The sequence below is a fragment of the Parendozoicomonas haliclonae genome (assembly GCF_900174585.1).
Taxonomy (GTDB): Bacteria; Pseudomonadota; Gammaproteobacteria; order Pseudomonadales; family Endozoicomonadaceae; genus Sansalvadorimonas; species Sansalvadorimonas haliclonae.
Genome location: NZ_FWPT01000005.1, coordinates 104,825 through 120,554, shown reverse-complemented (window position 1 = coordinate 120,554; position 15,730 = coordinate 104,825). Strand labels below are relative to the sequence as shown.

Sequence of the window (15,730 nt, the reverse complement as noted above, 5' to 3'; positions counted from 1 at the left end):
GACTAACCGGAGGTTCAGCGATACCAACAGGATTCGGTCAGAATCACTAACAATCCCGGTTAGTGATTCTGACCATTATCAGGCGGGGATAAAGGGATTAAGCGGCTTTCTTCTGCGCCAGGCGCTCATTCAGGATATCCAGATGCACTTTCGCGCTGTCTGGCAACGGATCCATCGCCAGCCACATCAGTTGCGCCGCAGTCTGATCAATAGCAATACCACGATAGCCATACATCAGGCCCAGAGCAGCCAGATACTTATCGTCTTCGGAGAGATCGATACTCTTGCCTTTCTTCAATGTGGCTCCGGCATCGGAGACCTTGCTGCTCCAGACTTCCCAGGGCTCAAGATCCAGCTTCTCACTGATCTGCCAGGCCTGTTCAAAGCGACTGGCCAGCTGCTCACGGGCTGACTGGGCCGTACCCAGCTTGTCCTGAGTCTGAGCCAGCTTTTCCAGTTCCTTCACAGCTTTCAGGAAGGCGTCAGCGTTTCCGGATTTCACTTCCTGACGCATCGACAGAGAGGCCGCCAGCAGCCGTGCCTGCATAATAGCCGTACTCTGCTCATGCCCATCCGTCTCTACCCAGGCACCCAGCAAACTGATCAACTGTTGATACTCTTCTGCCGAGGACGCTGTTTGAGCGGCATCACGCACCAGCAACAGCGCATCTTCACGCCGACCTCTGGCCCAGTCAATCTGTGCCAGCAGTGCCATGGCTTGCTGATTACGTGGGTCCTTCTTAACAATATCCACCAGCAAAGGCTCCGCCTGACTGACATAACTCAGATCAAACAGTAACTGCGCCAGACGGGTAGACAGCGGATTATCAGCCTTGATCTGCGCCTGCAGATGAGCAAGCTGCTCATTGGTTGGCTGAATCCCCTGGTTGAAAATATCCAGCGCCACGGCATGGCTGCGCGGGTGTTGGATAGCCAGAGCCACAATACGTTCAAGCGCTGACTGGATTCCGCGATTGCCGGCCGCCTTCTTGACCAAAACTTCAATCGGCAGACCATTCATCAGATAGAAGGCTTCCTGCATAGTTGCAGCTTTATGAATATTCTCTTCGCAGCGGGTCACCAACTCATCCAGTAAGGGGACAGACTGTTCGCTGGCCAGAACCCGTTCCAGCATCCGATCCAGCTCTTTTTGCCGGCTCTCGGGCAGACAGTACAAACCAGAGGCCAGATACTGGGTGGAAGCCAGATCAACCGTGCCCTTATCGGTGACTGCAAGATACTCAGCAGCCTTGTCTGGCAACGGAACCGTCAGGTCTCGCAACAAAGGGGACCGGATAACCGGATGATTGCGCTGCTGATCCAGATGCAGAATCTTGCCACCCATCAGAGTCAAGCCGGCGCGCAAACCTATATTGATCAAACCGCTGGTAATACGGTCTCCCAGACTCGGCTTAAGCTTATCGGTTTTGACAACCAGTCTGGTCGCCGCAGCCTTGCGCATATCAATCCGCCCCTGACTAACGGGAAGATTTCCCTCGAACTTCAATACCTTATTTTTCAACATCCAGCGTAATGGTCGTGGCAGAGGCGGCGGCTGTTGAATATCAACCTGTTCCTGACCCGTCTCATAACGCACCTGGGGGAACAGTAAATCATTAAAACGCAGCTGAGCGCCCTTCACATTCAACTCACCATTCAATTCCGCATCCAGATTCAGATTTACTTCCCCAACTCTCAGAGACTTTGCATCTACATTCTTCAGCAGTACACGGCCCGGGTGCAAAACAACACGACTGCGCATAACTTTATTTTCATCGGACATGGACTGAATATTTTCGACCCGGGTATTGTTCAGCTCACCATAGCCGTGCAAGGGTATCGTAAAGTGATTGCGGACCAACGACTCAGAGTCTTGTTCTCCCTCAGGAGGAGTAGCCGGAAAGAAGGTATCAATGCGGATCTCTCCATCGCCTTCAAGGGCAATCTGACCAACACGCATTTCAGTATGCTTGATCTTACTGCCTCGGTACTCACGGACCGGGGAAACAGTGACATTTACATCACGCACTTGTGCATCAATGCTTTCCGGAAGCTGGACATGCAGATCATCAGTACGTAGAGCAAAGGCCTTGTTAACGCCAACCCGCCCCTTTTCAAGATCTGCAGTGACAGTATTCCTGCCGTTATCAACCGTCACTGCTACCTTGCCATCAATAGCGATCCGGCCTCCACCTTCCACCAGCATCTTATTCATGGCCTGCTGACCGGTGAGTTTCGCCAGTGACTTCACCAACCCCGGTTCACAGTGAAAATCAACCACGGCAGAGGGTTCATCACTATTCTCATTAGGAGCGACTGAGAATCTCAGCGTATCATTTTCACCCTGTTGGCTGGCTTTCAGATGTAAATTGGAGAGTCCGGCAGAGGCATTGAGATTGCCCCAGGTTTGAACATGAACACGACCAGCCGTGACACTGTTCTCTGAATCCCCTTCCACAAACCACACAGGCTTGTCAGGGCTGGCCTCGGTGGTACGCAGGTTAACATTGCGCCCCAGCCGGACATTCAGATCACTCATATCCAGATTGACTTCCTCACACAGGGATTCCGGCACCTTGTCGAGCGCCCCCTCGTCGGTCAATACTCGCAGAGGTTCCGGTAAGGCCTGCATGGGATCTTTGGGCAATAACTTACGCACCGTGCTCGCTGCCAGGCCGACCGGACTATTCACGGTCACGCTGGCACTTTTTGCACTGATTCCGAGCTGAGCATTCCGCTGTTTTTCGCTATGCGCCTCAGAGGTATCAGGAATCAGATCAATGGTAATGCCATTAACCCGGGCATCAATTTTGACCGCTTCGCCGGTGCTTAGCTGCTTGTCACCCGGCTGCACCTGAGGCGCGGTATGAACATTCACTTCCTCTACATTCACCGACACCGGCAGCCTGAGATTGGCTATCGCTTTATGCAGGGCTGAACCCGGCGTACTGCGTGCCTTGGCAACGGCCCGCACAATGACTTCCGCATTGGTCTGTTTGGTATTAACTGTAACCTTGCCAATATTCGCCCCCACATAAACCGGGGCATCGGTATTGGCATTACCGGCCTGAATCGACTTGACGACAGTGGACATCATCTTACCCATATTGATGCCTATAGCCGCACTCTTGCCATCCAGATAGGCTTTCATGGATTTGGCCACCGGCCCACCCAAAGTCACAGTCAGGCCATCAATACCCACATCTAAATCCGTCATTACACCATTATCAATCGGGGCATCCAGAACGGCTTTGATATCTTTCAGGGTGACATCCACCAGCGGCTGACCATCTGCATCGATACGGGTCTTGATCGCTGCTGGCCGGAAGCTGACTTCCTTTAAATCCAGAGCATCGTCTCCCATTGGGATTTTCAGATGGGGAACACGAATACTGCCCAGTGCCGCTTTGTTTTGATGTATACGACGCAGGTTTAATGCCAGCGACACCACCTGCTTATTAAACTCTTTTCGCTGTTTCTGTGTCGCCAGCACGGCCCCCTTTTCGACCTGAATCTGATCCATCAGCGAGTTACTGGTACTGTTCAGCTGCTCTTCCTCGCTGACAGCCGCTTTCATCAGGGCTTCAAGTCGCTCACGTTCTTTTATACGACCATCAAGTTTGGTATGCAGGTTGGCCAGCTCACTTTCCAGCTCTTTGATGGCTCCCTTAAGCTTGGTCTGCTTCTTAACCGGGTCGGAGTGATGAGCGATCCGGGCCAAAACGTTTCTGCGCTTTGGAGCTTGAGCGGTTTCCTCTTCCACTTTCGTTTCAAGCTTGTCAGAAGCCTTTTGCTTATCGGCAATTTCCAGCAGCTTTTTCTCAACCTTGGTGCGACTTTTCCCCACTTTGCCACTGATGTGAGCATGGGCATCCGTCAGCTCCCCACGCTCCTTTAACAATCTGCGCCGACGGCCGGTAATCTGCTTCAACTGTTCTGTAAGCGTATTGATATTGTCCTGGTGCTTACGGCTGTCTTCGTTATCAACCGGCAGGTATTTTTTAACGATCTTTTCTGCCAGAAAGCCCACCATTTTCTCCAGCGCATTACGCTTGGATTTTTTGGCATTCGGGGCCACCCGCTCTTCCAGAAACTTGTCCAGATCCTCAATTTCCTCAAGCTCGGGAACATTTAGTTCCGATAATACAGAGGGCGTATCGGAGCTGACCGAACCGGCATCGCTTTCGGTTTCTGAGAGCTGCTTCTGAAGAGCAGTCTCTTCCATGACGGTCTTCAGAGCTTGTTCATCAACTTTGTATTTCGGTGACGGCTGTGGGTTGAGTAGCGGGTCATGGTCAGGGGTGACCAGTTGTTGCGTGGGCGTTTCGTTTGGGCTGCTCTCAGACTGTCGGACTTCAGGCTGTACCGGGCCATGTTCTCTGGTCTCACGATCCACCAGTGGCCGGGATTCTTCATGGACACCACTGGTCTGGCTTTTATCCGGATCAACAAATTTTTCGTCTTTATTCTTTCGTCCGGGAAGCTTTTTGGCCAGATCACGAAGCTGCTGCATCCGGCCTTTTTTGGTTTTCTGGCCGGAGGACTTGGGCGGCTTACCTTGCTGAGGAGGAATAGGGGTATGTTTCTGCTTTCGGAAGTTCCCGCTCAAACGGTTCATAACTGCAATCCCTGCCGGCTGACCAAAAAAAGAGCCCAGCTCTGTGGGCTCATGCTTTAGTCTAGATAGGCGGGGACAGCAGTCCCTCGGGGCTGTCAGTTTTTACGGTATACGCTGGTAAAGCTGATGATGCGGGTAGTGGCTGCCGGAATCTCGGCAGAAAGCTTCAACCCATCTTTGGCACCACCTGACAGCTTTCCGACACTGATCAGCTGGGACGATGAATCCTGAATATCCAGAGCCACAGCCTTGTTGAACTGATTGCTGACCTTCAGTTTCCAGTCCACTTCCCAACTATCACGATCATGGCGCACGCTCATCTGGCTTCGCTCAATGCTCACGGCATAGGCCTGCCCCAGGATCAACTCCACCGGATTACCACCTGCCGTCTGTGGCAGCAGGCCTTTGTGGACCATCTGTGCTCCCTGCTCACTGACTGCATAAAGCTGCACAGGCCCGGCAGGAAGGTCCTTATCGGGAGTGAAGCGGATCTGGCCAACCGGATTAGCCTTGTGAACGCCGGAGGAATGTGCAGCGCCATAAAAGTCATAACTGTAATGGCTGCTGAATGGAATCTGGTTCTCACTGCCCACGGGTACGGTCACTGCCCCTCTCGCAGGCAAATCAAATTCGCCGGGCACAGGAATAAACAGTAATTCTCCGGCACGCTGACCACCACCAATACCCGCACTGTCCATGGCCATCGCTTTACGGGCCATAAACATTTCTGGCTCGTTGGTCACGCCGGAATCTCCGGATGCCAGAGCCAGCTTAGCCTGTCGATAAGGGGTGATCGACTGGTTACGCACTGTCGCTGTCAACCCAAGATCGAGTTTGCCGGCTTCCGGATCCATCACAATACGATAGAGATTGCTGTAACTCAGCCCCCGGTTGAAATAACTCAATTCCACCGCACTCGCTGGCTGCTTAAGATTGAAGTGAGCCTGAATCCGAGGTGAAAGAACGGCGGGCTTCAACGGATTCTTATTCAGGCTGCGCAGACTGAACCCTTCCTGCCACTGAAACAGCTCCTGCTGCTGATTGGCAAGCTGCAGCAACCCTGTCACGCCATTCCAGGCTTGCAGCTTCCCACGAATGGAAGACTCTCTGCCGGCCCGAACCAGTTCAACTTCCTGACCGACCAGTGCTCCAATCAGATCAGCAGTCTCCTGCAGAGGGGTATTCCAGGTCAGCAACTCTGGTAACACGGGCTGGCTGTTACCTTGGGTAGACAGATGCAGGGTTGCCAGATCCCAGAATGAGAAATCCGGCTTCAACCGTAACTCTGAATTGCCCTCCGACAACGTCTGTTCAATAGTTTGGTTGACCAGACCATTGCCGTTATAAAGGGTCAAAGCCGTCGATTTGAGCTGATCCGCTTTCACTTCAAAGACTGGGACATCATCCGCCCACAGCGGTGTGCATAACAGGGAGGAGCCAAGAGCCGCGGACAACACAGCAGGAAACAGTGCCCGGGAAGAGCTTGCCTTGATCATGTCAGTCTCCGTGAACGGTGATTCACCAGCAAATTGAGTGTGGCAGTATCTTAAATTGCCTCAGCATAGACAATCTCTTTGCGCTCTGGGAAGAGCCTGTCCTGCTCCTTCAAGATTTAACCGGAAGAATGCTGGCGCAGAAACTCCCCCACCTCCGACTGCGCGATAAGAAATAAGGTGCAGAGTACTCCCAAGACCAGAACCAGCCCGACAGCGCCCCAAAATTTTTGGACTCGCTGAAAATGCTCGAAACTGTCCCAGTGTTTTTTGCGCCAGGCCAGTTCACGGCCCTTGAACAACAGATAAAAAGGAATCACCAGATTGACAACCGGCACCAAGGCCAGCAGGGAAATATACGTGCGATTAAACAAACCCCAGATAAAGGTCAGCCAGAAGCCACCCCACGACAATCCCCTTACTTCCTCAGGAATATCAGGTTCATCTCGACCAGAGTTGTTTCGGTCAAGTTTAGGCTGAGCCAGTTCGACCTTTTGAAAGGTTTCAGTCAGTGCGGGTTCTGTAAAGGGAGAGAAGCTGTCGTTAATCGAAGGACTGTTATCACTGTCCGCCGCTGGCTGAATAAAATCCCTGGCATCGGCTTTGCGTGGCTGAAGAGTTTCCTCAGTCTGTACTTCTTCCGACTCAGACTCTTTAGCATCAACAGCCTGGTCCGCAATAAAGTGAACAGAATCCATGGAATCGGTGGCGAACACTGGTGCAATTGGGCTATCCACCAGCTTGTAGTTCATTTGTGAATGGGCCTGATCTATGGCCTTTAAGACATCAGCTTCCAGCACCAGCTCGGAATCAGGGTCATCCCTAACCAGCTCCAAAGGCGGGTCAATGGATACCAGCAATCCGGCTTCACTGAGTGCCCGTCGATATTTTTCGGCCTGACGGGCATCCAGCCCTTTTTTTATAACAACGGTTTTACCTGAGAACAGCAATTCAATCTTGCGCTGATCAGGGACTTTCAAAAGACGACTGACGTTTTCACGAGCCAGCTCCGGGCTGATATCGTCGTCAATGTCACCACTGAAAACCAGTTTGTAATCAAGTCCCATAGACAGTGCTCCTTGCTGTGAGTCTATGTTCAATCTGTATCAGCAGGCAGAGCGTAACACTCTGCCCACTGTAGGTGTTTTACTGCCCCCACACCCACTGCTGATTGCTGCCACCATGGCTTTCCCAGAGACCGGCGTTACTTCCTTTGTCGGTTCCATAGGCATCCAGAACAATGGCGGGGTTCTTCTGATTTTTCAGCACGCCACCGTCCAGTATCCAGCGCTGATCGACGGCCTGTTCCTGACAGGACCAGATCTGAACATTGGCACCATTGCCGACACCATTGTCATCACCTGGAATATCCAGACAGCGGCCATTAGCGTTAATCATCTGACCAGTGAGAGCATTCAAGGCCCACTTCTGCGCGCCGGTACCGTTGCAATCCCACAGCTGAACATTGGTGCCGTTGCTGCTGTTGTTACCACTGATATCCAGGCAGCGGCCGCTGCGCTCATCACGCAGTTCACGGAAGATCAGGCCGCTAAAGGTTTTACGACCCACCACTTCCCAGACACCTTCCTGATCAAGATCGTGATAATTTAGCCAGACCCGCTCAACCCCGATGCTGGCCTTGGCCTGTTTCAGAGCTTCGTTATCCAGCGTGCTGTCCGGTACAGAGAAAGCAAAACCATTACCTAATTCCTCACAGGCAGCAACACCTTCAAACCACTCGCCATCGCGCTGGCTGACGGCCCACTGGCCTTCGGCATTTTCACAGGCGAAGAATTCGGACACACTACACCGGGCATCGTCCCAGCGGCCATTGGCCCAGCTGACTGCACAGTCCTGGTTACCCTGATAATTATTGGGTTCATTAACATCCCAGCTCCAGACACCCGCCTGCAGTCGTCCATCTTTCGGGGTCATATCATCGAGGTTGACGATATTGACACCCTGCAGGAATGCCTGCCCTACGTCTTCGGCGCTGATCCGTTCAACACCGCCACCACCGGTAAAGAAGTCACTGATAGCGGCAACATTGGTCGCATCCTCATACACCCGACGGACATTACCCAGACCGGAAAACGCCATACCTGCCAGCTCAGTATCATTGGCACAGCCCTTGTCTTTCCAGAGTACCACCTGCTTACCGGCTTCCAACACATCAGCACGGCTCAGCTCATCCGGAATCGCACGACAGCTGCCACTCTTGTAAATTCTTTCGCCCAGCTTGCTGTTCAGCTGTTCTCTGAGAATGGCATGCTCGCCATTGGTATGATCTTCAATATAAAGAATGATCACTTCATTGGGGTTACCATCCAGCCAGGATTTGATCTCCTGCAAACCATCGGTCAAACGACGATCGGTCAGGCTGCAACCTACATCCAGATCGCCCATCTCGGCACCGATACCGGAGTGACAGAGCAGCATATCCACGCCCCACTCCCAGGCCCAGCCGTGGGTATGGGCAGTCCAGTGGGCATCCAGTTCCAGAAAACGGGCTCCCATCCTCAGCTGATCACCAATGGAGAATTTCTGCTGGGGATCCAGATAGCGTAACGGTGTTGTATACACTTCGGAGTTATAGGAATTATGGGTGCCCATCATATTGATGGTACTGAGAGGCGCATGATTACTCAGCTGGCTCTGATGCTTTAGAGCCTTGCCGGCCCAGCTGTTTTCAAAGTCATCGACAGTGCCGGCTGCAGCATAAGAGCTAAAACCCAATACACCGGATATCAGCAAGCCGGCCAACCCGCGGGCAGACCAGGAGGGGAGTTTCGGTAGCATAACGTACCTGTTGTTATTATTAGAATACAGCGTTACTACATGGAAAGAACCGCGCAACCTCCAGTAATACTTACAAGAAATTACACGTTATTTGTCGGGATTGTACAAAATACAGCCAATAAAAACACCCCTGACATACGACACAGGTATATCAGGGGTAGGAAAGGTTTTATCAATTAATGCGGGTTAGACAAAATCTGCAAACGGATTTTCGGTCGGCAGAGGGACTTCACGGCCTGCCAGTGTCACGCGCTCAGAAGTGACTGTAATCGCCTCTGGTTCAATCACACCTTCACCAAATATATAAACCGGCGTGTATTCACCAGAAAGGTGGCGGGACTCATTCGCTTCCTGCTTCGCCTGCACAGTTTCATGGTTCTTTTCCCAGACACTCATCAGCGGCTTGCCATGACGTTTGGCCAGCATTTCCCGGGCTTTATGCGGAGCAATGACCAGCGCTGTGGCGTTATTACCACCAAAACCTTTGGCATTCAGCAACGCCATATCCAGGTTCTCGGCACCGGTTTCCAGGTGGTTCGTCAGAATATTCAGGTTGTCGGTATGCACGTCATCTGCCGTTTGACCGGCAATCGTCCGAATGCCCGGTACCCGACCATGGGCAAATGCACCCAGAGTAGACATCAGCTGGTCAGCTGCGGCGGTAGCCAGAGAGTGACCTACATAACTCTTCACTGCTGATACTGCCCAGTTCTCAATACCAAACGCTTTAGCAGTATCGCTGAGGATGGCGGATTCGGTCACTCGGTTTTGCCCGGTGCCGGTACCGTGCGCCTGAACAAAGGAGCGCTGCTGCAGAGATTCAGCCCCGAGAATATTGCGACCCAAAGCCGCAGCTCGCGCCATAGTGATGTAGTTACCGGCCCCCGGGCTGGAGATCGACTTCTTATGACCATCGGCATTAACGAACACACCACCGACTGCACCCAGAATATCGGCACCCGTCTGTAACGCCAGCTCATCATCCATCAGCACAAAGAACTGTGCCGATTCCGCCAGAGTAAAACCACAGTTATTGCCAAACGGACGACAGGCCCGGCGATAGTCCGGCTCCTGAGCTTCGGACAATCCCTCCAGAATTCGCAGTGCCTTGTCTGAAGCCAGTGCGCCCATGGTGGCATAGCCTTCAATCACTTCCGGGGTCAGCGGGGCTTCACTGTTACCCACCAGAGCCACACGGGTCCTGCCGCTGGCAATATCGTCCATGGCATGACGCAGGTTATACAGGAAGGTGGCACAGGCCCCCATGCTGGTTCCGGTAGCACCCAGACTGCCAAGGATATAGGCGTTGATAAAGTCTGCCGGCATTTCCGAGAAACCCAATGGTAACTGCTTGGAAGTTACCCGCTTTCCCTTCAACCGGGCCTGCAGCATACCGCCATTACCATTCTGATCAAGCTGACTCATGCTGCTGCCGGCATACACGGAAACCTGTTCCGGACGCACCAGCTGATCAATCACATTCCAGTCAATGCCCATGGAGCTGATAGCATCAGAGGCACCATAGACAGTCATGGCCAGACCGCGGGGATGGCTGCGCGCCGGATATAAGGCTTCCGGTTTGAATCCGGTTGGCAGCTGACCGGCGGCATGCACCGGTAAACTGATGGTTTCCGGCACCAGCAGTGCCTGACCGGCCGGCATGGTCACTTTCACAATCTTCCGGTCGGCCGTTTCATTGACCACCCAGCCGGCAGGCAGAGGGCTTGGTAGTTGGCGGCGGGACAGCAACAGCTCCGCAGTACCCTGAGCGGTCAGCGCCCGATGGTTCAGCACCGCATCAGCATCAAACAGGGAACCATCCAGCTTACGCACCAGTGTTGAGGCCAGCAGAGCATCAGCATTATCCGCTGCCAAACCGGTTAACCGGGACAGACTGGCCAGAGTACTGGAGGCCTGAGGAGCAGACAGGGCATCAAAGACCAACCGACGATAGGCGTGAAAGCCGGAGGTGCGGCCGGCCGGGCCGATACCGCCCTGGGCAACAATGACAGGAAGTCGGGACATAGCAACCTCGACCAGAGACAAAGGGGAAAAATATTGAACGCATTCTAAGCACTTATGTAAGCTCGTGATTGGACATTTTAGCCACACAGTGCAACTATTTAGCCATAGCACTCATTTTGTCTTATTGGCGTCCTTTATATGCCTCAAACCATCTGCCTGCTCGCCCTGGAAGGGATGATCACCACCAGCCTGTCACTGCCGCTGGAGATGCTGACCGCCGCCCTGCATATGCAGCGGGCCAACCGCATCCACGATCAGGATTCCGAGCTGCTGGTGACCGGAGAAAACAGCCAGCCTGTTCGCTGTACCGGCGGTCTGAGACTGCAGCCCGACGCCACTCTGAGCACCACTCCCCAGACCGATGTGATTTTTATCCCCTCATTCTGGCGCAACCCTTCCGTCCGCTCCCAACAGTGGCAAACCCTGAAGGAGTGGCTGATTATCCAGCATCAAGGGGGAGCGAAAATCTGTGCCACCGGCACCGGTGTGTTTCTGTTGGCGGATACTGGACTGCTGGATGGCCAGCCAGCCACCACCCATTGGTACTATCTGGACAGGCTGCACAAGCTTCATCCGGAGCTGCTGCTGAAGCGGCACCATCTGCTAACCCAGTCCGGCAATCTCTATTGTGCCGGCAGCGTGAACTCCATCGCTGATCTGACCATCCACCTGATCGAGCAGATGTTCTCATCAGCCACTGCATCCCGGGTGGCCCAGCAGTTCTCACCGGAAATCCGCCGCCGTTACAGCGAACTGTTCTACTCCTTTGAAAACAGCTCTCCCCATCAGGATGAAAGTATTGTGATGGTTCAGCAGTGGCTACATGAGCATTACCCCACTCTCCTCTCCTTTGCTGATGTGGCCAAACAGTTCTCCATGAGCCAGCGCACCCTCAACCGCCGGTTTCTGGAAGCCACCGGGCTCACGCCTTCTCAATGGCTGCTGCGGTTGCGGGTGGAAAAGGCCCGGGATCTGCTGACCAGCACCAATCTTGATATTTGTGATATTGCCCTGCGCTGCGGTTTTCAGGATCCCGGTTACTTTTCCCGGGTATTCCGGAAACATATGGAAACAACTCCGGGCCAATACCGCAGCTCGGTACGCAGCAAGCTCTTTAGCCCGTGACTATAATTGCCCGCCTTTGATAAAAAAGGGTGGGCGCAGGGTTGAGAGAAACTGAGCACTTCATCAGTAAACACCAGATCAGACGGGCAGGCTTTGCAGCAACTGCCGGGGTAACACTCTGGCTGCTGACAACAGGCAGCCCTGTCATGGCAGAATCGGATCAGCCCGCTCAATGGAACCCTCAGGCTTATGGTCAACATCTGCTGGATGAAATCCAGCGGGTCAGCCGTGACGTCGAGCAGGTAGATGCCATTAATGAACAGACCTCCGGAACCCGGGCCGCGATCTACACCGGGCTGGGCATTCTGGCTTCCGGACTGTGCGGGAATCTGCTGCAAACCATCACCAACCCGGCCCTGCAACCTCTGACCGATTATCAATCCACCTCCGGACTCAGTAACCGCTACCTGCGTGCCAGCCTGCACAGCCTCGCGCACAACTGGCTACCCGCCATTCTCGGAGGCGCCTGGATGGGTGTTATGACAGAAGGTGGCAATACTCCGGCTCTGCCTATGGAAGAGATTCGCACACCACTGCTGGCCGGACTGGGAGCATCGGCTGTTTCGACCTCGGTTTACACCTTACTGGCCAATACTCTGACTGGTTCCAGCATTCATACTGGTGGCATATCCAGCTGGAGCAGCCTGTTTCAGCAATCCCCGACCACTGTCAGTCTGTTTAACAGCACCATGGCACTCACGGTTCTGACTGTGTGGTTTTTCTGGGAGCGCATGGATAAGCAATACAACTATGAGCGTCTGCAGCTACGTCTCGAAGGGTTAAGGCGTCAGCTGTCCGCAATGCCTCAGGACGACGAAACCGTACCTGAAGATCTGCTTGAGGAGAATGAATCATGAGATTGATCACCCGCGGGGTTCTGCCGGTTCTACTGGCACTGACTGCACTTGTATCACAAGCCTGGGCTTCGGCCGCTCCGGAGTATGCGTCCCCGGCAGGCTTATGGATCACCTACGATGAAAACACCCATGAGCCGATTAGCTACGTGCGTATCACCGAAGACAACGGTATCTATAACGGCAAGGTTGAGAAGATTCTGGTAGGCACCGATGCCGACAAACTCTGTGTTGCCTGCACCGGCAGTAATAAAAACCAGCCGATTGAAGGTATGGAAATCATCTGGAATATGCAGCCGGACGGCGATAACTACGATAATGGCAAGATTCTCGACCCGGATAACGGCAAGACCTATTCCGCCAATATGAAACTGATGGAAAACGGCCGCAAGCTGAAAGTGCGCGGTTATATTGGCATTCCACTGGTTGGCCGCTCCCAGGTCTGGGTTCGTAAAGAGGCTACAGCTCAGGACAACATCCAGTAATCAGGCAAAATAGAGGTGCGCACTCTTTTTGCTGAAATCGTACACACTGCCATCCTCGATAAACCGGACCTTGAAGTCGGTTCCGGTTTCAGAGAGCACTATGCCCTCGCCAAAGATAGAATGGGTTACTTCCTTTTTCTGCCAGGGCAGGCCGGCAACCAGCTCAGTCTTGTCGAGGTTCGCGCCCTGCACCAGCTGCACATCCGGACACTCCGTGGCGATATAACGCTGCAACACTTCCGATCGAGGATAATGAATAGTCAGGGTGCGTTCATCAGCAGCTGATGTATCAGCACATAGCTTATGCAACTGCTCCCCTGCCTCACAGGACAGACGATCCCGCAGCTCGGTCATAAACCGGCTGGGCATTCTCTCGGCACTGCCCCCTTTAGCAGAAGGCAATGGCGTAGTCATCAGAATCAGATGTTCTCTGGCCCGGGTCATGGCCACATAAAACAATCGACGTTCCGCCTCCAGACCGACAGGTTCCAGCGCATCATCACCAATACTGCAGGGCAGTTGCTTCTCGATCAGTGACGGCAGAATCACCACCGGCCACTCCAGCCCCTTGGATTTGTGCATACTGGTCAACACCAGAGCTGCAGACGACTTGTTACGGTTGTTGGCCTTACGACGCTGTTGAAGATCATCAATCAGTTCGCAGGTGGCAGCCGGCGCCATTTTGGTTTTCGCCAGATAGCGGTTGAAGCTGTCGATCGCCAACAACTGCTCTTCAGCCCGATCCCGATCCAGTGCTGAATCAATCAGCCAGCGCTTCAGCTCAACCGCCAGAATATATCGCTGCAGCAAGCGGGCCGTCGGTTCGTCACCACCCTGCTCCATTCGCAACAGCTGACGACCACGCTCCAGCACCCGGGTTTTCTGAAAATCACTGAGCCCATCCAGATACCCTTCCGCCTGTTTCATCATCCAGCGACCAAAGCCGTCTTCCCGCTCCGCCAACTGACGACAGAAGCCTTTCAGCCATTGCTCCTTAATACCGATATGGGGAAAACGCAGAATCTGCCAGAGCTTCTGGTAGCGTTTCTCGACTGTGAGTGCTCTGAACCGTCCGGCCGCCAACTCAGTTAATGCCATCAGCAGCTCAATCTCCTGCCGATCGAACGCACTCTTTTCGCCATCACTGTTGAAGGGAATGCCCTGTTCCAGCAAAGCCAGTTCCAGAGTGACCGACTGACTCCATAACCGAACCAGCACAGCAATATCCGACAGTGCATACCCATCCTGCTGCAGCTCACTGACTCTCGCCACCAGCCAGCGGGCATGATCACTCTCTTCCACCCGTTCTACCCGGGTTTCCGGAGTGCTGCTGTGGGCAATACAGAGCGTATCGGTGCGCCCGGCGTTGTTGATAATAAGATGATCCGCCACCAGTGCCAGGGTATGGCCATAACGAAAGGTATAACTGAGGGTATAAGGCGTAGGGTTGGGAAAGTCCTCGGCAAAGGTGCGCAGAATATATTCCGGGCGCGCGCCGCGAAATTCATAAATAGTCTGATCCGGATCACCGACCACCATCACCTGGGCCCGACGCCCGGCAATCATCCGCAACAGGGTATGCTGCACTTCGTTGGTATCTTGATACTCATCCACCAGCATCAGATCCATACGATTGGTCACCCGCTTCACCAGCTCTGGCTGACGCAGCATCAACATCACTGGCTGATAGAGCATATCGGCATAGGTAATCAGCCCCTGCTCCAGTCGCCAGCTTTCAAAAGCATGGTAGCCCTCCAACAGCAGTTTCTTGCGGCTGTCGAAGTCATATTCCTCAAACACCTGTTCCGGGGAGCGAGTGGTACTTTTGACCAGATCGATAAACCCGGTCATATCACTGACCCAGCTGCTTTTATTATTTTTCAGGGAGTCCTGCATACTGGCTGGGGCAATGCGGGTCAGAATTTTCCAGCATTCCAGTTCCATCCGCACATTGGACAGTGGATCACCATGCCAACTTGGCAACAGGCCTTCTTTGGCAAAGCTCTGGTACAGCCGCAGCCCCATGGAATGATAGGTACGGATATCCGGTAGGCGTACATGGGAGGTCAGACTTTTGGCCAGCTTGCGCTCAAAGTCTTCCCGGGCACTGCGGTTAAACATCAGCACCAGCATCCTGGAAGGGTCCTGTCCCTGTTCCAGCTGATGCAGCACATGGGCCACCAACGTACTGGTCTTGCCACTGCCCGCCACGGCGGTCACGATGGCATGTCCACCCTGGTGGTGAATCACCGCCCGTTGTTCATCTGTCCAGTGCATCAGGAATATCTAGCCAGTGTCGTTGATTGGGCCACACCTGCAATCAGCCGGGCC

9 protein-coding genes are annotated in these 15,730 nt (G+C 53.6%); 3 read left to right on the top strand and 6 right to left on the bottom strand.

Annotation, left to right across the window (positions count from 1 at the left end; genetic code table 11):
* Window positions 1–97: 97 nt before the first annotated feature.
* The 5 genes from EHSB41UT_RS11880 to EHSB41UT_RS11860 all read right to left on the bottom strand — a co-directional run bounded on the left by EHSB41UT_RS11880 (window position 98) and on the right by EHSB41UT_RS11860 (window position 10,935).
* The gene (locus tag EHSB41UT_RS11880; RefSeq protein ID WP_087110070.1) at window positions 98–4,618 is read right to left on the bottom strand and encodes a hypothetical protein; all 4,521 of its coding nucleotides are present in this window, start codon (window positions 4,616–4,618) and stop codon (window positions 98–100) included.
* 95 nt (window positions 4,619–4,713) lie between these two features.
* Window positions 4,714–6,114 (bottom strand): DUF4139 domain-containing protein, encoded by a 1,401-nt coding sequence (locus EHSB41UT_RS11875; RefSeq protein ID WP_087110068.1) that lies wholly within the window; start codon window positions 6,112–6,114, stop codon window positions 4,714–4,716.
* A 116-nt stretch (window positions 6,115–6,230) separates the two neighbouring features.
* Window positions 6,231–7,178: a hypothetical protein gene (locus EHSB41UT_RS11870; protein ID WP_087110066.1), complete on the bottom strand. Its 948-nt coding sequence runs from the start codon at window positions 7,176–7,178 to the stop codon at window positions 6,231–6,233.
* A 79-nt stretch (window positions 7,179–7,257) separates the two neighbouring features.
* Entirely contained in the window at window positions 7,258–8,910 is a 1,653-nt protein-coding gene (locus tag EHSB41UT_RS11865) for a ricin-type beta-trefoil lectin domain protein (protein ID WP_087110064.1), read from the bottom strand.
* 186 nt (window positions 8,911–9,096) lie between these two features.
* Window positions 9,097–10,935: a beta-ketoacyl synthase gene (locus EHSB41UT_RS11860; RefSeq protein ID WP_087110062.1), complete on the bottom strand. Its 1,839-nt coding sequence runs from the start codon at window positions 10,933–10,935 to the stop codon at window positions 9,097–9,099.
* A gap of 138 nt (window positions 10,936–11,073) precedes the next feature.
* On the opposite strand from EHSB41UT_RS11860, the gene EHSB41UT_RS11855 reads away from it, so the two are divergent.
* From EHSB41UT_RS11855 to EHSB41UT_RS11845, 3 genes are all read left to right on the top strand, one after another.
* The gene (locus EHSB41UT_RS11855) at window positions 11,074–12,060 is read left to right on the top strand and encodes a GlxA family transcriptional regulator (RefSeq protein WP_087110060.1); all 987 of its coding nucleotides are present in this window, start codon (window positions 11,074–11,076) and stop codon (window positions 12,058–12,060) included.
* A gap of 146 nt (window positions 12,061–12,206) precedes the next feature.
* On the top strand, window positions 12,207–12,917 hold the full coding sequence (locus tag EHSB41UT_RS11850; RefSeq protein ID WP_133060487.1) for a hypothetical protein: 711 nt from the start codon (window positions 12,207–12,209) through the stop codon (window positions 12,915–12,917).
* Window positions 12,914–13,399, top strand: a complete 486-nt coding sequence (locus EHSB41UT_RS11845; protein ID WP_087110056.1) for a DUF2147 domain-containing protein — start codon at window positions 12,914–12,916, stop codon at window positions 13,397–13,399. Before EHSB41UT_RS11850 ends, EHSB41UT_RS11845 begins: the two co-directional genes overlap by 4 nt.
* On the opposite strand, the gene EHSB41UT_RS11840 is transcribed toward EHSB41UT_RS11845, so the two are convergent.
* Window positions 13,400–15,676 carry an ATP-dependent helicase gene (locus EHSB41UT_RS11840; RefSeq protein WP_087110054.1) on the bottom strand — a complete coding sequence of 759 codons (2,277 nt, stop codon included), beginning with the start codon at window positions 15,674–15,676 and terminating at the stop codon, window positions 13,400–13,402. It lies immediately after the preceding gene.
* Window positions 15,677–15,730: the final 54 nt, after the last annotated feature.